Source organism: Salmonella enterica subsp. arizonae, assembly GCF_008692845.1.
Taxonomy (GTDB): domain Bacteria; phylum Pseudomonadota; class Gammaproteobacteria; order Enterobacterales; family Enterobacteriaceae; genus Salmonella; species Salmonella arizonae.
Genome location: NZ_VXJW01000001.1, coordinates 519717 through 539324 on the forward strand (window position 1 = coordinate 519717; position 19608 = coordinate 539324).

The 19608-nt window shown below is 46.9% G+C and carries 16 protein-coding genes and 3 pseudogenes; 6 read left to right on the plus strand and 13 right to left on the minus strand.

Annotated elements, in window-relative coordinates:
• Nucleotides 1-14: 14 nt before the first annotated feature.
• Nucleotides 15-361, plus strand: a pseudogene (locus tag F4V61_RS02710) (antibiotic biosynthesis monooxygenase family protein).
• Between the two features lie 123 nt (nt 362-484).
• Here F4V61_RS02710 and F4V61_RS02715 read toward each other — a convergent pair.
• From F4V61_RS02715 to zirU, 4 genes and pseudogenes are all read right to left on the minus strand, one after another.
• Nucleotides 485-989: pseudogene (locus F4V61_RS02715) on the minus strand (redoxin family protein).
• A gap of 124 nt (nt 990-1113) precedes the next feature.
• A complete protein-coding gene (locus F4V61_RS02720) occupies nt 1114-1938 on the minus strand; it encodes a ZirS family two-partner secretion-like system exoprotein (protein ID WP_079798959.1) in 825 nt (274 codons plus the stop codon).
• A 26-nt stretch (nt 1939-1964) separates the two neighbouring features.
• Nucleotides 1965-3947: a two-partner secretion translocator ZirT gene (gene zirT / locus F4V61_RS02725; protein WP_058819523.1), complete on the minus strand. Its 1983-nt coding sequence runs from the start codon at nt 3945-3947 to the stop codon at nt 1965-1967.
• A 74-nt stretch (nt 3948-4021) separates the two neighbouring features.
• A complete protein-coding gene (zirU, locus tag F4V61_RS02730; RefSeq protein WP_024131876.1) occupies nt 4022-4867 on the minus strand; it encodes a two-partner-like secretion system exoprotein ZirU in 846 nt (281 codons plus the stop codon).
• Between the two features lie 291 nt (nt 4868-5158).
• Here zirU and F4V61_RS02735 point away from each other — a divergent pair, with 291 nt between their 5' ends.
• Nucleotides 5159-6016, plus strand: coding sequence for a GyrI-like domain-containing protein (locus F4V61_RS02735; protein WP_077946176.1), 858 nt, complete (start codon nt 5159-5161; stop codon nt 6014-6016).
• Between the two features lie 281 nt (nt 6017-6297).
• On the opposite strand, the gene F4V61_RS02740 is transcribed toward F4V61_RS02735, so the two are convergent.
• On the minus strand, nt 6298-6534 hold the full coding sequence (locus F4V61_RS02740) for a YgdI/YgdR family lipoprotein (protein ID WP_080161139.1): 237 nt from the start codon (nt 6532-6534) through the stop codon (nt 6298-6300).
• Between the two features lie 20 nt (nt 6535-6554).
• Here F4V61_RS02740 and F4V61_RS02745 point away from each other — a divergent pair.
• A pseudogene (locus F4V61_RS02745) lies at nt 6555-6751 on the plus strand (oxidoreductase); the annotation flags it as partial.
• 370 nt (nt 6752-7121) lie between these two features.
• Here F4V61_RS02745 and F4V61_RS02750 read toward each other — a convergent pair.
• From F4V61_RS02750 to F4V61_RS02765, 4 genes are all read right to left on the minus strand, one after another.
• Nucleotides 7122-8735 carry a peptide ABC transporter substrate-binding protein gene (locus F4V61_RS02750; RefSeq protein WP_079828733.1) on the minus strand — a complete coding sequence of 538 codons (1614 nt, stop codon included), beginning with the start codon at nt 8733-8735 and terminating at the stop codon, nt 7122-7124.
• Between the two features lie 601 nt (nt 8736-9336).
• Nucleotides 9337-9912: a hypothetical protein gene (locus tag F4V61_RS02755; RefSeq protein WP_000739349.1), complete on the minus strand. Its 576-nt coding sequence runs from the start codon at nt 9910-9912 to the stop codon at nt 9337-9339.
• Nucleotides 9909-10736: a cytolethal distending toxin subunit B family protein gene (locus tag F4V61_RS02760; RefSeq protein ID WP_024131874.1), complete on the minus strand. Its 828-nt coding sequence runs from the start codon at nt 10734-10736 to the stop codon at nt 9909-9911. The genes F4V61_RS02755 and F4V61_RS02760 overlap by 4 nt, the downstream gene beginning before the upstream one ends.
• A 16-nt stretch (nt 10737-10752) precedes the next feature.
• Nucleotides 10753-11565 carry a hypothetical protein gene (locus F4V61_RS02765; RefSeq protein ID WP_080161140.1) on the minus strand — a complete coding sequence of 271 codons (813 nt, stop codon included), beginning with the start codon at nt 11563-11565 and terminating at the stop codon, nt 10753-10755.
• 323 nt (nt 11566-11888) lie between these two features.
• Between F4V61_RS02765 and mpaA the strand changes: the two genes are divergently transcribed.
• Nucleotides 11889-12617, plus strand: a complete 729-nt coding sequence (gene mpaA / locus F4V61_RS02770; protein WP_058345241.1) for a murein tripeptide amidase MpaA — start codon at nt 11889-11891, stop codon at nt 12615-12617.
• Here the strand turns inward: mpaA and ycjG are convergent.
• Nucleotides 12592-13557 (minus strand): L-Ala-D/L-Glu epimerase, encoded by a 966-nt coding sequence (gene ycjG / locus F4V61_RS02775; RefSeq protein ID WP_001258059.1) that lies wholly within the window; start codon nt 13555-13557, stop codon nt 12592-12594. The genes mpaA and ycjG overlap by 26 nt on opposite strands.
• Before the next feature lie 115 nt (nt 13558-13672).
• Here ycjG and tpx point away from each other — a divergent pair, with 115 nt between their 5' ends.
• Nucleotides 13673-14179 carry a thiol peroxidase gene (gene tpx / locus F4V61_RS02780; protein ID WP_058819893.1) on the plus strand — a complete coding sequence of 169 codons (507 nt, stop codon included), beginning with the start codon at nt 13673-13675 and terminating at the stop codon, nt 14177-14179.
• An 88-nt stretch (nt 14180-14267) separates the two neighbouring features.
• On the opposite strand, the gene tyrR is transcribed toward tpx, so the two are convergent.
• From tyrR to F4V61_RS02795, 3 genes are all read right to left on the minus strand, one after another.
• Nucleotides 14268-15809, minus strand: coding sequence for a transcriptional regulator TyrR (gene tyrR, locus F4V61_RS02785; RefSeq protein ID WP_001235480.1), 1542 nt, complete (start codon nt 15807-15809; stop codon nt 14268-14270).
• A 147-nt stretch (nt 15810-15956) separates the two neighbouring features.
• Nucleotides 15957-17018, minus strand: a complete 1062-nt coding sequence (locus F4V61_RS02790) for a YcjF family protein (protein WP_001294483.1) — start codon at nt 17016-17018, stop codon at nt 15957-15959.
• Nucleotides 17015-18412, minus strand: coding sequence for a YcjX family protein (locus F4V61_RS02795; RefSeq protein ID WP_000825850.1), 1398 nt, complete (start codon nt 18410-18412; stop codon nt 17015-17017). The genes F4V61_RS02790 and F4V61_RS02795 overlap by 4 nt, the downstream gene beginning before the upstream one ends.
• Before the next feature lie 150 nt (nt 18413-18562).
• Here F4V61_RS02795 and F4V61_RS02800 point away from each other — a divergent pair, with 150 nt between their 5' ends.
• Complete coding sequence (locus tag F4V61_RS02800; protein WP_001135321.1) at nt 18563-19573, plus strand: LacI family DNA-binding transcriptional regulator; 1011 nt, start codon at nt 18563-18565, stop codon at nt 19571-19573.
• Nucleotides 19574-19608: the final 35 nt, after the last annotated feature.

Sequence of the window (19608 nt, forward strand, 5' to 3'; positions counted from 1 at the left end):
ACAGGAGAAATACCATGTCGCTGTTTCTGACAAGTTTTATTTTCGAAAAAAAAGAGTATGACGAAGAGTTTTATCAACTGGATGGCTGGATTGAGCGCTATACGCAGTCTATTGATGGCTATATTGGGATGGAAAGCTATACAGATGCCGCTAGCGGAAGAATGATTAATAATTACTACTGGCAGACCCGCGAATCAATGGAGCTCTTGATAAACAATTTACAGCACCAGCAGGCCAAATCGCAAAGTCATAATGGCTTTCCGGTTACCAGACGATTATTGCAGAAATTCATGGGAGTCATAACGTTAACCTGCCCCATCCGCTGGCATCATTTTCAGTTCCTTATGGCGTTATGCAATAGCATGAATTTACCGTTTGGCTATCGCTGCGCCTTCGCAGTACAAGGAAGGCGCATATAAAAGTCTACTCCCCAGCCCTGCCGATAATCCGGTTCACCGTGCAGAAGCTATGTTCATACAAACTATTAACAGACAGGAATATGAGTGATATCCCGCGGTACGATGGCACGCGTGACCACATTATTTTCATCGCACTCAATCAACGCTCTGGAAAAAATGTTGAGCTCATTAATTTTCAGTCCTGAATTATCCCAAAACTGGCGGCAAGTGAAGTCAGAGACAAAGATTATGCCGGGATGAATATCATGATCACAAATAAAACGGGCCCGGGAAATACTCAACACATACTCTGCCCAATTTGAGTAACTGCCCGCTGATTTAAGGCGGTCACTATACTCTTTTACCTGCATTCACAAACTGGTTTATCCAGTGACGGGACGACAATAATCAACTTTTTTATACCCGGGATACAGTAACCCGGTAATAAACCATGGCTTACAAGTCCCTTTGTGCAGGGTAACGTTTTATCTTCATCCAACATGCAAGTTTAAGAGTGAGTGGAGTGTTCCCAAATGTCACAGCATATTGCTGACCCAATGAGATATAACCCTGCGTTAATATTGGCATCATAACCCCTCCTTTTTTATACTATATATCTTCAGCCATAATAATTATTTAGCAGCCCACTAAAAACCACGTAAATATCCACAATAAAATTAACGTAATGAAGGGTATTATATTTATTAATATAACATTATAACCTCCCTATAATAGTGAGATACTTTTTAAAAAAATCTCCCAGGTACGAATATTCAACACCAAGCGTTTCACTATGATTTCCAAGATAAGTTATAACTTGCGTATATTCACCAGGACCAACTCCTTTCTTAACAGGCCCTATATCCCATAGGCCATTACCATTCTGATGTGCTGTAGCTACGTTTATCATCACATCATTTATAGGATTTCCATCAACATCCTTAACAAGAGTTGTTATAGTAGCACTTTCACCAGGTGACAATACAGCATTATCTATATTTATAAGCGTTAAATCTGGGCTTGGCGTATTAGATATAGGTTGTGTCTCAATGTAATGAGGTTCAGAGACCGATGGCACAGGCATATACCCTGACGCTGAAGTTATATCCGTTTCGTTATAAACTTCTAGCTTTATCCTTGAGCCTGAATGTTCTTTCTTAATATTAAAATTATATTGACAAGGGCTTTCCCGTTTAAGTATATGTTGAGAATTATCTTTATTAACTTGATAGTACGTACATACTACAGTATAGGTCTCAGCAGCCTGATAATTATTATCAGGATCTGGGGCGCGATGAATACTCTCTCTCTTAAGAGTCATACCTGGAAAGGGGGTATAACTAAAAATAGAAAAATCAACTCCATTAAAAGTCAATTCTACACCACTAAGATTTTTTGGCGGTCTATGTCCAACACTCGGTGCTGTAGGAGGAGAAAGCCTCCCGACAGGTGCCGCGGATGTTGTTGACGAATCCGCCGAGACGCTTATCGGTACAACTGCCAGAAGGAGGCTATAAATTATAAAATTATATTTCGTCATGAGTATTATTACTCCTTTTTAGCACATTAATTCGCAGCAGATGTTGCGTTATTACTCTCAGCATTTTCTTTATCAGAAATAATTCTGACCCGGATATATTTATTCTGTAACGATTCCCCGTTAAGGCTATACGGAAGAAGCCAGGTGGCCTTTGTCGCACCAGGTACGGATTTCCAGGATTTCATTTCATCTGAGATTTCCCACTGATAATTAAACGCATCGGTACAGTCTGTATTGTTTATACAAAGCGTTCTGGCCCGCATTTCTGTTCCGACGACTGGCGCTGTGACACTTCCGTTGGCTTCATCAGTACCCGGCGTAAAAAGCACCTCCACAGAAGTGACCTTTTGCGCAATACTGTCTGACTGCGCTTGTAGTAGTACGCTACCCTTCACCGGATGTTTATCGTCTGGTCCGCTTGCTTCAATATGCAATTTAAACGAGCGGGCATCATCGCCGACATGGGTCACCAGAACCCGTTCAACCCAATGGCCGTCACGCTCTGTACCGCCGAGCGCTTTAAATGACAAACCCGGCGTATCTGATTGATACTTAATATTACGTGGTTTGAGCGACGCCCACTCCTCTTCAGAACGCTCGCGCACGTAGTGCCACTCAATAACCTTCCCCTCTTCTCCGGCAGGAAGCGGCGTACTGATAACAAAGTTGCCGTCCTCAACCTGAGCATCGTCATTGATAATATTTATCCAGGAACGGAAGCTGGTCTCATCCTGTGTCACCCTTACCGGGATACGCTCGGAGGTCACGCGGGTACCCCGGCTGTCAGTCACCGTTAAATAGAGGCTATACTCCTGACCGTCGGTCGCCGTCAGCGGAAGTTGTGGAAGAATAAGGCCGCTGCCCAGGCTCCCCTGAAGCTGGAGTCCGGCGATAAGCTCCGCATCACCCGACCACTCAACCTTCTCAATCGGGTAACGGCTATCTATCGTCGCCATTAATGTAACTAGCGTACCGGACAGGCCTGACACCGGCATTGCCGTAATGCGGATTTTACTGGCCTGCTCCCGATACGCCATAACGATATCGTAATTACGATCGACAAAGGCACGCCGATTTGTCGTATTTGACGGCGCCCCAACGTTTCGGTAATCAAGCTGTTCATGTAACGGCGTACCGAAGGAATAGTTGACTCTCAGACCGCCCTCTGCCTGCGATCCGCCGTTACCGGCGTCCCGATATCCTGCCCTGACTTCAAGCAAGGGGACAGGATTCCAGACCAGAGCCGCACCTGCGGCGCGGGGATTCCGGCTTAACGTACCGTTACCCAACAGATCAACTTTATCCCCGTAATACTGTTCATATGTCAGCTCGCCACTGAACCAAGGAAAATCGGGGAGCGTTCCTTTTGTTCGTAGATCAAAGCCATACGCCGGACGCTCATCATGGAATTCATGCGCTGCTGACGTTCTCCAGCCGGTGAGAGGGAAATAATAATTGCCGGAAAAGGCCAGACTTTCTTTATAGACTTCCCCGCCAATGCCGCCACGTAAATGGGAATAACGGATGTCGGCATCCAGAAACGTATTGACGCCGAGCAACCATCCATTGACCTCCTGACGGTAGCCCATACCAACGTTAGCAAAGGTGCGGCCATCGAAACTGCTGCTGTCGTGGTCGCGAAAGCCAAGCTGACCAAAGAGTAAAGATGACGTTGTTTCCTGGACGGGAATAAACATATCGAACTCTGATGAGCGATATTTCGCGCCATCTTCAAGATTGACGCCGCCACGAAAAATAATCTCCGGAAAAGCGCTCTTCATCCCCTCGTTCACCAGTTGATTAGCGGCTTGTCCAGGTAACGCCTTTATTTTCCCTTTGGCATAATCCTCCAGTGTCCCCTCCTGCAGATGCGGAGAAATAGACGATGCCGTACCCGCAATCCACGACAGAATTTCATTATCACTATCAGCAATGACCGGCAGTGAAATCTGACTGGTAATAATGGCCCAGGTTATATATTTAGTAATGGGTTTTTTAGAAAAAACCACTTTATTATCTCCTGCTATATTCTCCCTGCCAGGCAGGGGAATACTTAAATAAGATGTTTTTTTAGCGATAACGATCAGCGACGGATAGCGCGTTTATTCTCCGGCGTGGTTTTCGTCGTTTTAGGCGTGACGTGGACACGGAACAGTTTATTCTGCTCGGTCCCCTTGATAATATATTTATGTTTTTCAGCGTTGGTATTATTAAGTTCGGTGAACATATCTGGTGTCGCTGCATCCGCCATTTGCCAGGTAAAGTTATAATTACTGACCTCACACTCAGCCGCCGCTGTGGTGGCACACTCCAGTACCGCTTCAAGGGTGCCGCCCACCACAGGGGTGTTGGCGTTATTGGTACCGTTGAGTTCATCAGTCGGTTTACCACTTTCATTCACCACATTGATAGTGACAGAACGTAGTTTATTAGCAATCGTGCCGTCTGCGGCAGAATCGCCGCCCACACCAGAAGATGCAGAAGTTAATAATATAGTGGTAGGCAAGAATGCGCTGTCCGGCGTCCCCGTCGCCGTCTTAATTCGGTAAACGATTTTAATTTTTTTACCACCTGCATCAGCAGGAATGGTAAAAGCCTTCCCGGTTGCCGCTGGTGTTCCAGAAGGATCGGCGGCCTCATTATCCACCAGATACCATTTAATATCGTCGGCATTATTCATTTTATCTAGGGACAGAACATCCCCATCCTCATCCACAATAAAAACATCCGCTATCTGGAGGGTTGAACCGGTCGTCAGCTCACCAGACACTTCTATTTTTTTTGCATTGGTGGTTGCCACAGGACGATGACCAACAGAAGCAGGTGTAGCAGAAGAGGCCATATCATTGGCTCTGGTATTCGCCACCGACTCTACTGAGACCACAGATGCGCAAATCGCTAACGCTAATAAAGATCTTTTGAAGTACAAAACAATTCCCTTTTATCAAATCATTAGAAAATATTACAAGATTTATAATCTCACGGACTAAAAAATCAGGATTATTCAATCACTTTAACCGCCTGTTAAATTATGCCATTCGCCCAGCCAATTACTTAGCTTTACTGGCAAAAGCCGACTCCCGAGTGTAAAGTTTATTTAGAAACGTCAAGCAATTTAAATATTTATTGTTTTGCCAGAAAAGCTAACAATCCCATGAGTTTAATAACACAGTATGTCACATACATTAAGAATTTATATTCCCGGCTTCAACAACGAGGAATGACGATGAAAAAAGCCATAATAACTTCAGTATTGGAGCAAATAGAAAAAAACCTTGAAGAAAAAATTGATATTGAAAAATTGGTTGTTATAACAGGTTATTCACGAAGGAGTTTGCAGGATTTTTTTAAAGAAAAGTGCGGTGTATCTATCGGTAAATACATCAGACAACGCAAGTTAAGCAGAAGCGCTACACTGTTGAAGCTGACCTCTCAGTCGGTCACAGATATTGCTTTTAGAATGGGGTTTGATTCAGTGCAGTCTTATAGTCGAGAATTCAAAAAAACGTTTGGCGTCAATCCTAAGAATTACCGTAAGGCAGATTTCTGGGACCTAAGAAATATAAGACCTCCCTACTGGCTTGACAGTGATGAGCATTATCATTTCGATATTTGTCAGCTTACATCAAAAGAAATTTTCGGCTTTCAAACCTCGCATCAGTTCTCAACAAATGATCTCCCTAAAAAAGCGTCGCCTATTAAATGGAAAATGATTCATGAGACCCTCAGAACATGGAACGAAAGTGTGTATTGTCTATCATCTTTTAAACCGGATAATGCCAAAGACCAGGTCATCGCCGTAAACAGTTTCTTTGGCATAGAATGTAATTCTGTCGATGGGGATAGAATACCTATGTCCAGAGTAATAAAAGCCGGTAAATATGCAAAATTCCGTTTTGTTGGTCATATGGAGAAATATCAACAATTCTCCAACACAATATACATGTGTGTCTTGCCAAAACTAAATCTTATCAGGAGAGAAGGAGAAGATATTGAATATTTTCATTTAGCATCAGTACAAAAACAACAAAATAATGAATCCATTGTTGAACTTTATTATTACGTCCCTGTACTATAATAATATTACTTAATATTATTATGCCTAACTATTTCATTTGAAATGATAATCTCTTTTTACTAAACTAATAAAATATGTGATATCGCCTATGATAAAATAAATGATAATTAAATAAAACAAAGAGTCGAAATAAATAGCTAAACATTAACCTGCGGTCATACAAAACCGGAAACAAGCTTTACACCTGTTACCGGTTTTTTATATGCATATATTGACGTCGTTATACATGGTCTACAGTAGATTAATACCGAGCCGACTGTAAAGCTCACACTTTTTGCACATTACCACTCCAGCTTCGATGCCCCTTCTGTCGTCAGTACTATTTCACTTGTGCTAACAATGCGATGATAACCATAAGCATCGGCGTATTTCGTCATTCCGCTTGTGGCGTCAACCTCCGGCTTACCCTGCGTTTCAATAACCTCTCCCGTCCGGGTGGTCATGGTGTAGGTTGTTGTACATCCGGTAAGTATCAACGCTGATAAGCTAAGTAGAGTGGTAAGAATATATTTTTGCATTTCTCATGTCCCTGACACCTCTAGTTTTCAGCTACGCCGGATAGCGTGAAGCCGCAGAAAAACTGGCGGTGGAAACCAGCGGCATCGCCTTCCAGACAAATAGCGCGATCGCGATGCCGTCATTAACCTCATACGTAAATATGGGCCGCTGGATAATCTGGTGGTTAACGCTGGCATCGCTATCTTCGGTGATGCGCTTGAACAAGATAGCTATGCTTTTCCATACTCAATCGGTCAATAATTTAGATACCAATATGATGCATTTTTTTGACAATCCTCCGTCAGAAAAACAGCCCCCCCGACATTAAGGACGGAAGATAAAAGTTAAAGGTACAATTAGTATATTAAAGCCGATTATACTTATGCAAAAAATTCATTAATAATGGTTGTACTTATTTTCTATTGCATCAAAACGCTTTGGAGCGCCCCGAGCCCGTAGACAAATCCGGCCTATGGTTTGCACACAGGAGAAGTCTATGAGGCACGCCACGTTTTATCTCTGATTTTAAGGAAGATCTGGCGCTGTAAACCGTGCCAGATCTGAGTTTAGCCGTAGTTACCTTGCGTTAGCAGGAAACCAGTACTGATTAGTGCTTCAAAATATACATGGTACGGCTGTAGGCAACATCTTCCGGGTTAGTAATGGGATAGCCCTTTACCCACAGTTTAATTAATCGCCCATTAGTGTATTGATAAATAGGCGCTATAGGCGCCTGCTCCGTCAGTATTTTTTCCGCTGCATTATAATCTGCGTTACGCGCTTCTGCGGTATTTTCCATCGTCGCCTGCGTCAGGATTTTGTCATAAGCCGGATTCGCAAAACGTGAAATATTCCCCGTATGCGTGGATGTTAATAAGGACAGGAAAGTCGACGGTTCGTTGTAGTCGCCAACCCAGGAGGCGCGAATAACATCAAAATTACCGCTATTCCGGCTGTCGATATACGTTTTCCACTCCTGGTTTTGCAATTTCACGTCCACCCCCAGATTTTTCTTCCACATTGACGCCACCGCAATAGCGATCTTCTGATGGTTTTCTGACGTATTGTAAAGCAATGTTAATTTAAGTGGCTTCTGCGAATCGTAACCTGCTGCACGAAGTAATGTTTTAGCCTGGGCGTTAAGTTCTTCCTGACTCATTTGTTCAAACGGCGAAGGGTCTGGCGTAAATCCTGCCGTGACATCCGGCGTAAAATGCCAGGCCGGTTTTTCACCAGTACCTAAGATTTTCTCCGCCATCAAACGTCGATCAATGGTCATACTTAGCGCCAGACGAACGCGGGAATCCGCCGTCGGCCCTTTCTGCGTATTAAACGCATAATAATAAGTCCCTAATTGCGGCGGCGTATAAACTTGCCCTGGAATATCCTTCAATAGCTTCTTGTACATATTCTTAGGGAAAGATTCTGTGATATCAATATCACCGGCAAGGTAACGTTTAGTCGCGGCCGATTCCTGGTTAATCGGTAAAAATGTCACTTTTTGCAGTACCGTTTTCGCGTTATCCCAGTAATGCGTATTAGGCACGACCACCAGTTTTTCATTTACTATGCGCTCCTTAAGCACATACGCGCCATTGCCGATCAGTTTTCCCGGCTTAGTCCAGTCTTTGCCGCTTTCGATATTCGCCTTTTGGACCGGATAAAAGGCAAAATTGGCGGTCAGACTGGCAAACCAGGGTAATGGTTTATCAAGCTGAATACGCAGAGTGTGCGCGTCCACGGCGCTGACGCCAAGCTGGTCCGGCGTGATTTTACCGTCGATAATGGCTTGCGCATTAGTGATACCAGCCAGAGCGGCAAACCAGGCGAAGGGGGAAAACGTTTTAGGGTCAACCAGACGTTGCCAACTGTAAACAAAATCCTGAGCGGTCACTGGCGTTCCATCGGCCCACTGCGCATTATTTCGCAGCGTAAACGTCCAGATACGGTTATCGCTGCTCTTCCATTGGGTAGCGACACCAGGGATGATTTCTCCCTTTTCGTTCTGGTTAACCAATCCTTCAAACAGATCGCGGATCACCTGAATTTCCGGCAGCCCAACGGCTTTCGCTGGATCTAACGAGGCTGGCTCATCTTTGATATGACGCACCAGTTCTTGTTTCTCTGCCAGCACTGTTCCACCGGGAACATCCGCAGCATATGCCAGGGAAAAGCAGCTAACCAATAGCGCACAACAGGTTACAGAAACAGAATGCCTCATAGAAGTTCCTTAAAGAAGAAATTTATTTTTTATCAAGATAATGAAATAAAAGGATTTATCTCATCCTGTGCCTATACAGTGACCACACTTTGGGATAACCACTATACTATCAAAAAAGCTGCGCAGATCTTTATACCGCTGGGCTATTTTTTGACTTCGTTCATTCCGTTAGGATAGAACGTTTTATAACCGCTACCGTTCACAACCGAATGGCTGACGAGTATATTAACATGTGGCTACCAGACGCATTCATCCTGCCGCACATCACGCTATGGCGGTATGTAAGATTTTATATTAGTTAGCACGCTAATATGTGATATAATTCAACGTCTTAACCTTGCTACATATGACATAAAGAAAACAGCTTTAAGTATGAAAGCGAGAGTCCGCAGCAATATAGCAATGACTCAGATAACTAACGTTATGCTGGGGCTTCGCAAGGGGGCTTTTTTTCGTTTACTTGAAGCTGTTCATCGCCTATATAATGTTGTGGCGTTGATCATAGATGTATCAGGAATTTTATCTTCTGCAAAACCCCTTCTACTTGTTGAATATTCAATTTTCGAAGGGGAATCACACAAATCGCTTTTACTTACAAGAACTATATATTGATGGGAGCCATGGATGATGCAGTGACCGGTGGATTGAGCATCCAAAGATTTTTTTCATGGACTACTTGTTGTGGGTTCTGGATATCAGCAACACAACGACCAAATAAAAAATGATCGGTATTATCCTGATCAATAACACACGTTTTCGAATTTACAGACTGAATTTGCACCGCTCCTGTGGTAGATGGTATTAACACGAATAACGATTCTCGATTTTTTAAATCACATGTCCCTTTGGTTAAAGCGACACCGTTTATAGCATTAAGGCACTGTCTGGTAATTGGGTCACGAAATTGAATCCACCCCCCAGGCGTAGTTGCCAATACTTCTATTGGTGTTTCCTGTTGTATCAGTTCCCAGCCACTCTGTTCCCGACCCTGTTGATCAAGAATATTAGTTATCATAAAGCCACTTTGTATATTACGAATACTAAACAATGATCCATTTTCAGCACCCGATATGTCTTCTCCAGGATTCAGAGAAAGTAATCTCTCATTATTAACCGACGAGCCACAACCAGTCAGGATACTGGTAAAGAAAAATAGCATTATTATATTTTTTTTCATCTTGGTTCTCCAGGAGGTGGTAAGAAAATACCAACCGGGTAATGATCTGATGATATCTGAGTCGCTCTTTCCCCGAATAATAATCCGGCCCTCAGCACTGGCGGAATAAATGCAATCGCATTGCCTACAACAGCATAGTCCAGTATCCCTCCGCTGCGCTGCGTAGGATCTGAAGGTGCTAATATGACAGTATTATTTCTTACAGGAGTTTCGATCGCCATTCTGAGGTTATCTGGATTACGATTGAAATCGCCCGCAATCATCCAGTTTGTAGCCTGCATATCTGGCCTTGTGCTATTACGGAAAAACTCAAAAACACTATTTACAACCGCTGGAGCATCTACTCCCCTATTTGCCAAGGCGTGAATAGTGAAAAACGCATCTGAACCTATTCTTATTCCCATTATAGGACGCGATGCTGTCGAAGGAGGGGGAAGAACGATAACCTCATCTGCGCGACGATGACTTACGATAGCAAGATTAACGCGTCCAGCAAAAACATCAAGCTGTGAGAAATAAATAAAAACTTGTTGGGGACGACTGTTACTTCCTAAATTCCAGGTAAGTTCACGAACCGGAATACCGGGTGAATTAATAATTCTTCCAGTATCAACCGCGCTTGCTGGAGGACGTCCAGCCTCCTGAACCATTAAAATATCAACAGCTCCAGCGCCACTAACAAGTTGCCGTACATTCACATTCCATTTATTTTCGCTTCTTGTAGAAGACCCCTGTAAATTCCATGTAGCAACTTTATAATCAGTTAATGCAGCGTGTACTGGAAAGGTAAGAAGACAGACGAAGAAAAGTAGTATATTTTTCAATTTTGCAACCTCATTTTTAATAAATTACAGGCTGAATTTGAGTGGCTGATATATTATTTGAATCTGAATTATTTATTATTGAACCAGCAGCAAGTGGGAGTGACGGAGGGGCAGGCCTAATTTCCGGCTTAGAAATGGCGGCAAGAGCAGGCCTCAAAGGTTCACTAATAGACCATTGCAACTCAATATTTTTCTCCCCAGGTTTTGGACATTCTGCCTGTAATATTTCAAAAGCATATGGGGAGCTTGCTGTTCTGTCTAAAAATCTTGCCCGAATACAACGATTGAGATCTACTGACTTAATAAAGACATTGCCATTGAGTGTCGGAATTAAGTGAAAATCGAACACAGCAGAGCGTGGATCGCAAGTGGTGTGTATAAATCCACCGTCACCGCTTATGCCAACTCCCCATGTCATGCATGTTCCGGTTCCCTGATTTACGAAGCGTACTGTTCCCGGAGTCTTCCCCGGTATTATTTTCCAGTTACGTAATTCACCAAAACTATTAGAATCCCAGGGCGTGTAGCCCCATAGCCATGAGTTTCTATGGCGCCCCCATACTGTCAGTACGGCCCCGCTCATACTCATAATAGATACGCTAGGATTATCTTTTGGCACTGGAAGAGGTGCGTTAGAGGAGATTGTTTGTCTATTGACGCCTCCCGGTCCAGGTATTGACAATCCGGGTTCTTCCGGGGCTGGAGGGACAGGGCCATTACCGCCAGGTGATGGAAATATTCTATAAAACTCATCGCCACCCACCAAAGGAGGAGAGGAAGAACATCCCGTCAGAGTAGCAATAATGATTAGCCAACTACATTTTTTCATCGCTTATCCTTATTATCAAATGATATTTTTTAAATATTAGCTATCCTATCATCAATATTTAATTCGGTATTTAATATCTTATAATTAGAATGAAATTCGTCAATTGTAAAATCAGGTTTAAATATATTGACATTAGACCAAACATATTATCAAAGCTATCATTCATATCTAAAAATTATTGTTAATATTTAAACTTATTGAGATTGTATATAAAAATCGATATAACGCCATACGAGCGGGTAAATAGAAACCATTTGATAATCGGCGGGTTTTACACAACACTACAATGATTACCCCATTAGTCTCAGCTTCGGGAAACACGTATGATTGTCACCCGCCCCCGTGCCGAACGCGGCGTATTTCCGCCTGGCACTGAACATTACGGACGTTCGCTACTTGGCGCGCCGCTAATCTGGTTTCCAGCGCCTGCCGCCGATCGCGAAAGCGGCTTGATACTAGCTGGCACCCACGGAGATGAAATGTCTTCCGTGGTCACGCTTTCCTGTGCGTTACGAACATTAAATCCGTCCCTTCGCCGTCATCATGTCGTCCTTGCCGTTAACCCTGATGGCTGTCAACTTGGATTAAGGGCAAATGCGAATGGCATTGATTTAAATCGTAACTTTCCCGCCGCCAACTGGACAGCAGGTGAGACCGTTTACCGCTGGAATAGCCGCGCGAACGAGCGTGATGTCGTACTGTTAACCGGCGAACGCCCTGGCTCAGAACCGGAAACCCAGGCGCTTTGCCAGTTAATACATCGACTTCAACCCGCCTGGGTAGTCTCTTTTCACGATCCATTGGCCTGCATTGAAGATCCCCGTCGCAGCGAGCTAGGTGAGTGGCTGGCCCAAGCTTTTGCTCTGCCGCTGGTGACCAGCGTAGGTTATGAAACGCCAGGTTCATTCGGCAGTTGGTGCGCCGACCTCAACCTGCACTGTATCACCGCTGAGTTCCCCCCAATTTCCGCCGATGAGGCCAGCGAAAAATACCTGACCGCCATGTCGAATCTGCTGCGCTGGCAGCCTAAAGATGGAGTTGACCCGTCGTAAAGCGTAGCGCGGGCTCAACGTCAACAGCCAGCCATGTTGGGCCATCAAGATCGGCGAAATTCACCAGCGGCATAAGCGGCAGCGCGGCGTTAATCGCCCTTGATGTACAGAGCATACAGCCCAGCATCAGGCCGAATCCTTGTTCCTGCGCTTCCGTTGCCAGTGCCAGCGCCTCTGTCAGGCCTCCAGTTTTGTCCAGTTTGATGTTGATCATATCGTAGCGCCCCGTCAGGGCTTTCAGACTACTGCGGGTATGGCAGCTTTCATCCGCACAGATGGGCAGTGGATGAATAAAATTCTCCAGAGCGGCGTCATCCTGCGCGGGCAGCGGTTGCTCCAGCATCGCTACGTTCAAATCCGCCAGTAACTGACAACGCGCCGCCAGCCCCTCCGGACGCCACGATTCATTGGCGTCCACAATGAGCGTCGCCTCCGGCGCCGCCGCGCGGATCGCCACCATACGCTCGCTAATCAGACGCGCATCCAGTTTGATTTTCAGCAGCGTCGCCCCTTTTTCCCATAATGCCGCCGCGCTGGCCGCCATCTGTTCCGGCGTGCCTATCACTACCGTTTGCGCGGTAGTAAAAACAGGGTCCAGCGTCACACCGAGCAACTCGGCAAGGCTTTGCTGTCGCTGGCGGGCCTGCAAATCCCATAAGGCGCTATCCACCGCGTTGCGCGCTGCGCCTGCCGGTAACAGTTTCTGCAATGCTTCGCGGGTTAGCCCATTTTCCAACTGAGGCACAATACTCATGATTTGCGCCATAACCGAGGCATCACTTTCGCCATAGCGTGGATAAGGCGTACATTCCCCAGCGCCTTTTACGCCCTCATCTTCCAGTTCAACAACAACAACGTGCGCTTCGCTTCGGCTACCACGCGCAATAACGAAAGGCGTATGTAACGGCCAGGTTTCCTCGTATACCTTAACAGATCTCATCTCTTCCCCTCAGATAGCGCCGTACGCGGCTTGCCACAAATAGTATTTGCCGTGTTAACGAATAATGACTTAAACTGGTTTTCGACGTTAACTATAAGTAAACAGGAACATAATTATGTCACAGACTGTACATTTCCAGGGTAACCCGGTCACTGTTGCCAACGTTATTCCGCAGGCTGGCAACAAAGCACAGGCTTTTACTCTTGTCGCAAAAGATCTGTCTGACGTTTCACTCAGTCAATATGCAGGCAAACGCAAAGTGCTGAATATTTTCCCAAGCATTGATACTGGCGTATGCGCGGCATCAGTCCGTAAGTTTAACCAACTGGCCACAGAAGTGGAGAATACTGTCGTATTGTGCGTTTCTGCTGACCTGCCTTTTGCTCAATCGCGTTTTTGCGGCGCGGAAGGCCTGAGCAACGTTATTACGCTTTCCACTCTGCGTAATAACGAGTTTCTGAAAAACTACGGCGTCGAAATCACTGACGGCCCGCTGAAAGGCCTGGCGGCGCGCGCCGTCATCGTGCTTGACGAAAACGACAATGTTATTTTCAGCCAACTGGTGGATGAAATTACCCACGAACCGGACTATACCGCCGCGCTGGACGTCCTGAAGGCATAAGCCAGAGCCCAATGGCGCTACGCTTGTCAGTGCTACAGGCGGTGCTTGTTTGTCACAAGAAGGCCTCCATTCGGAGGCTTTCTTTTCTCTACTCTTCACCCTTCTTCTGACTCAAACCATACTCACGCAGCTTATTGGCGATGGCTGTGTGCGATACCCCCAACCGTTTTGCCAGTTTACGCGTACTCGGATAGCTACGATAAAGCAGGGTCAAAACAGAACGCTCAAAACGACTGGTAATGTCATCCAGCGAACCTTCCATCGCATCCTCGCCGACTGCAACCGTCGCAGCGTCGTAATCAGGCAACAGGATATCCTGTGGACGCAGCTCATACCCTTCCAGTTGCGTCAGCGCTCGATAGATCGCGTTTTTAAGCTGGCGTACATTGCCCGGCCAGCCGTAACGGGTGAGCACCGAACTCAGATCGGCAGACAGTTTCGGGCGCGGAACGCCCTGTTCATCGGCAAAACGCGCCACGAACAGTTCGGTCAACGGCATAATATCCTGCGGACAATCGCGCAACGGTGGCAAATTAAGCGTCAGAACATTAAGTCGATAATAGAGATCCTCTCGGAACAGTCCTTTTTGCACCAGCTCCACCAGATTTTTCTGCGTGGCGCAGATAACGCGTACATCAACATGAATTTCGTGATCTTCGCCGACACGACGGAACGTTCCATCGTTGAGAAAACGCAGCAGCTTCGCCTGCATACGCGGCGACATTTCACCAATTTCGTCCAACAGCACCGAACCGCCATTCGCCTGTTCAAAAAAGCCTTTTTTGCCTTCCGGCGCATGACCAAATAGTTCGCTTTCTACGGCATCTTCCGGGATCGATGCGCAATTTAGCGCCAGATATGGTTTCGCTGCACGAGGGCTTGCCTGATGACAGGCATGGGCGAAAAGATCTTTACCAGTTCCCGTATCGCCGGTAATCAGCAGCGGCGCGCTGAGCATCGCCAGTTTGCGCGCCTGCTCAACAACGTGTTTCATCTTTGCGCTCACGGCAATAATCTGACTAAACGCGCTCACATCCTGTGCGGACAAATTCTGTAGTTGTCGTCCCATACGGAGCGTAGAACGCAGCATCACTACCGCCCCGGTCAACACGTATTCGTCATTTTCGTTTTGTAAATGTACTGGCGTAATCTCCATTAAGAAGTTTTGCCCGTTGATCACCACATGTTCGTTATGAGAGTTTTGCGGGTTACCTTCCAGCCAGCGCTGAAAATTGAAGCCGTTGATTAATTGCGCGGCGGTATGGTGACGCATTCGCTCCTGACTCTGGGCAAAGAGCTGACAGCTTGCCGGGTTCGCCATCTCCACTTTACTTCTCATATCCAATGAGAGAACCGGCTCTGGCAGCGCCTCGAGCAGCGCGCTCAGGGCCAGATGCTCACGTTCGGACGGCATCCAGGGAACGGTACGGACATCCGTTACGCCGGAAATACGGCGAATTTCGGCCATTAAGCGGCTAAAGGCGGTGAATTCGAGCTCAGCAAAATTAAGATAAATTCGCCCGATGGGATCAATCTCAATTCCGCGTAAATCAATGCTACGTAACACCAGTAAATCAAGTAATTCGCGGGTCAGACCAAGCCGGTCTTCACAAAAGACTTCCAGACGCATGAGAACCTTCACCTGAATAATGAATCATTAAATAGATGATAAGCCACTATTCGGCTGTCAGGAAGGATTCTGTCAACAAATATTGACAGCATGACGGAAAAATGGGCGCTGTGGCGTAAAGCCAGGCAGTCAGCGCCCTATGAAGGGTTATTTTTCAGGTGTGGGCTTGTTCTTCTGTAGTGTCTCTTTTAGCTGACCAATAAGCTGTCGGCGAAAATCGCCGAGACGTGGTTTATCGTCGTCAAACCACGGCAATGGACGACATAACTCCATGGTTTTTATCCCCAACCGGGCCGTAAGCAGCCCTGCGCCAATCCCCTGCGCGGCGCGCGTGGACAGGCGTGCCGCCAGATCCTGCGACATCCAGTCCATACCGACTTCGCGCACCAGCTCACTGGCTCCTGCAAAAGCGATATTCAGCAACACCAGACGGAACAGACGAAGGCGGCTGTAATAACCAAGTTCAATGCCATACAGCGCTGCGATGCGGTTAATGAGACGCAAGTTACGCCATGCAATAAACGCCATATCCACTAGCGCTAACGGGCTTACGGCAATCATCAGAGTCGATTCCGCAGCAAAACGGCTAACCTCACGCCGTGCCTGGGCGTCGAGCACCGGCTGCACCAGATGCGCATACAGACCAACGATTTCTCTGTCGTTTTGCGTTTCATGAATGGCGGCATACCAGCGCTGTAATGCCGGATGAGATTGATCAATTCCCGCCTGCTGCGCCAGTTTTTCGCAGTATGCGCGACCTTTCCCGACGCTATGGCTATGTAACAGTTCACGCGCCTCATCCCGCTCATGCGCCCGTTGACGCAATCGCCATAATCGCCGCCACTCTGTAATCACCGATCCCACGCCAGCGCCAATGATCAGCGCGCCTGCGGCACAGCCGCCTAAGGCGGCCCAGTCCTGGGTTTGCCAGGCATTCATTGTCCACTGTATGCCTTGCCCTACCACGCTCGCGCCAAACAGCGCCAGCCCCCCCAGTACCATTTTACGCCACAGACTACGCTTGGGTTGCAGCGCAGCATCGACTGCCGCTTCTGCTGTTCCTTCATCTTCAGGATACTCATCGATAGCCGCAGGCGAAAATGTGCGCGACTCCACTTCGCTGAAGGTTTGCTGCGCTTTGAAGGTCGATGTTGACTCCTCCTTCAAGGGTTCTGCAAAATCAATACGCGGTTTTAACGGCTCGCTCATCGCAGCTTATCTCCTATTAAAAACTCCAGCGCCGCGTCCAGACGAATGTGCGGTAATGGTTTATCAACATCCATAACCTGCGGGCGAAATGCTTCGAACTGAAAACCCTGACTATCCCAAAACGCTTGTCCAGGCAAGCGGGAAGGCACTTCGCCGGGGTACACCGTCAACGGCGCGCCGTCACTCAAACGGTTTCCGCGCAAGGCAGGAATTTTTTCACCGTTGACCTCAATCACGCCGCTGGTGGTCGACTGTACCGAAGCCAGCCCCAGGCAATCCATACTAATGCCTTCAAACGCGGCATTTTGCCAGGCGTCCTGGATCAGTTGCTGGAGCAAGGCCACCATATTCGCATGTTGATCAAGAGTGACATGATCGGCTTTCGTCGCGGCGAACAGCAATTTATCAATAACCGGTGAGAACAGCCGGCGAAACAGTGTACGTTGCCCATAGTGAAAACTTTGCATCAACTGCGTCAAGGCAAGACGCATATCATTAAATGCTTGCGGTCCGCTATTGAGCGGTTGCAGGCAGTCCACCAGCACAATCTGGCGATCAAAGCGTAGAAAATGATTTTTGTAGAACCCTTTGACCACTTTTTCACAATAGTAGTTAAATCGTTCGCGCAGCATGCCCGCGTTGGTCTGTTTATCCGCCCGCGCAAGCGCCGATTCGCCATACGCGTCCACATCCGGCCATGGGAAAAACTGTAGCGCCGGCGCGCCCGCCATATCGCCCGGCAAAACAAATCGTCCAGGTTGAATAAAATGCAATCCCTGCGATTTACACTGATGCAAATAGTCCGTCCAGGCGGCGGCAATCTCCGCCAGCCGTTTTTCATCGGCGGGCGCCAGCGGATCGAGTCCTTCGCAAAGCTGCCGCCATTTCGCTGACCACTCAGCCCGCGGCCCTTGCAACAAGCCATTCATCTGACGGGACCAGCTTAAATAATCCTGAGCCAGCATGGGCAGATCGAGTAACCATTCACCAGGATAATCCACGATCTCCAGATACAATGTTGAGGTATCTTTAAAATGGCGCAGCAGCGAATCGTTTGAACGATAGCGCAATGCCAGTCGAATCTCACTGACGCCGCGTGTCGGCGTGGGCCAGACGGGAGGATTGCCATAAAGCTGGAGTATTCCCTCATCGTAGGTAAAACGGGGAATACCAAAATCACGTTGAGGTACGCGCTTTACGCCGAGCAGACGTTCTTCGCGTACCGCGCTGAGCAGCGGCAAGCGCGCGCCCGCATGGACATTAAGCAACTGGTTAACTATCGCCGTGATAAACGCCGTTTTACCGCTTCGGCTCAACCCGGTTACGGCAAGGCGCAAATGCCTGTCTACCCCACGATTGACCAGCGCGTTGAGTTCAGTTTTAAGTCGCTTCATCGCCGTCCCGTTATGCCTGAAGAACAGATAAAATTATAACTTATGCCTATATATGGGGTCAGGTTGTTGACAATCAACCGCCTTATATTGTCATCCGCGACTTAACTCCATAATATGTGAGTCATTGACTCTCCGCTGGAGTTCCTGGTAATGCCTCCAACTATTTATGATATCGCGCGTATTGCTGGTGTATCAAAATCGACGGTATCCCGCGTTCTTAATAAACAAACGAATATCTCTCCTGAAGCCCGCGAGAAAGTGTTGCGTGCGATTGACGAGTTACAGTATCAGCCAAATAAGCTGGCCCGCGCGCTAACCTCCTCCGGCTTTGACGCCATTATGGTGATCTCTACCCGTTCAGCGAAAACCACCGCCGGAAATCCTTTTTTCTCGGAAGTGTTGCATGCGATTACCGCGAGAGCAGAAGAAGAAGGTTTCGACGTCATATTACAGACTTCGCGAAGTACGGAAGACGATCTGCAGAAATGCGTTAGCAAAATAAAGCATAAGATGATTAAAGGCATTATTATGCTAAGTTCTCCGGCTGATGAATCCTTTTTTGCCCGCCTTGACAACTACGATATTCCGGTGGTCGTTATCGGCAAAGTCGAAGGACAGTATCAACATGTCTACTCAGTAGATACTGATAACTATCGCGACAGCATTGTGCTGACAGATGCTTTAATCAATAATGGACATCAGCATATTGCCTGCCTGCATGCGCCGCTGGATTATCATGTTTCTGTCGATCGCGTTAATGGCTATAAAGCCAGCCTTGAAGCGCACCTTCTTACGGTTCGCAATGAATGGATTATTGATGGTGGTTATACGCATGAAAGCGCGATTGAGGCGGCAAGAATGCTATTAAGCCAGAATCCTTTACCCGATGCGGTATTTGCGACAGATAGTATTAAAATACTCAGTCTGTATCGCGTGGCGGCGGAGAAAAATATCTCAATTCCGCAACAACTGGCCGTGGTGGGTTACAGTAACGAAATGCTGTCCTTTATTCTCACTCCGCCACCCGGCGGTATTGATATACCGACGCGCGCGCTGGGCGAACAAAGTTGCAATATATTGTTCAAACAGATTGCCGGAAAGACCAGCCCCCGTTCCATCACAGTAGAGACTCGAATTTCCCTCACCGCTTCGCTGGCCTGAATTAACGGCTGCCCGTCAATATCGGGCAGCCAGCG

Coding starts and splice junctions, on each gene's coding strand:
- F4V61_RS02795 (WP_000825850.1), bottom strand. CDS start 18,412: ATGAAGCGACTTAAAACTGAACTCAACGCGCTGGTCAATCGTGGGGTA.
- F4V61_RS02755 (WP_000739349.1), bottom strand. CDS start 9,912: ATGAAAAAAAATATAATAATGCTATTTTTCTTTACCAGTATCCTGACT.
- tyrR (WP_001235480.1), bottom strand. CDS start 15,809: ATGCGTCTGGAAGTCTTTTGTGAAGACCGGCTTGGTCTGACCCGCGAA.
- F4V61_RS02720 (WP_079798959.1), bottom strand. CDS start 1,938: ATGACGAAATATAATTTTATAATTTATAGCCTCCTTCTGGCAGTTGTA.
- F4V61_RS02765 (WP_080161140.1), bottom strand. CDS start 11,565: ATGAAAAAATGTAGTTGGCTAATCATTATTGCTACTCTGACGGGATGT.
- F4V61_RS02735 (WP_077946176.1), top strand. CDS start 5,159: ATGACGATGAAAAAAGCCATAATAACTTCAGTATTGGAGCAAATAGAA.
- F4V61_RS02750 (WP_079828733.1), bottom strand. CDS start 8,735: ATGAGGCATTCTGTTTCTGTAACCTGTTGTGCGCTATTGGTTAGCTGC.
- tpx (WP_058819893.1), top strand. CDS start 13,673: ATGTCACAGACTGTACATTTCCAGGGTAACCCGGTCACTGTTGCCAAC.
- mpaA (WP_058345241.1), top strand. CDS start 11,889: ATGATTGTCACCCGCCCCCGTGCCGAACGCGGCGTATTTCCGCCTGGC.
- F4V61_RS02740 (WP_080161139.1), bottom strand. CDS start 6,534: ATGCAAAAATATATTCTTACCACTCTACTTAGCTTATCAGCGTTGATA.
- F4V61_RS02800 (WP_001135321.1), top strand. CDS start 18,563: ATGCCTCCAACTATTTATGATATCGCGCGTATTGCTGGTGTATCAAAA.
- ycjG (WP_001258059.1), bottom strand. CDS start 13,557: ATGAGATCTGTTAAGGTATACGAGGAAACCTGGCCGTTACATACGCCT.
- F4V61_RS02790 (WP_001294483.1), bottom strand. CDS start 17,018: ATGAGCGAGCCGTTAAAACCGCGTATTGATTTTGCAGAACCCTTGAAG.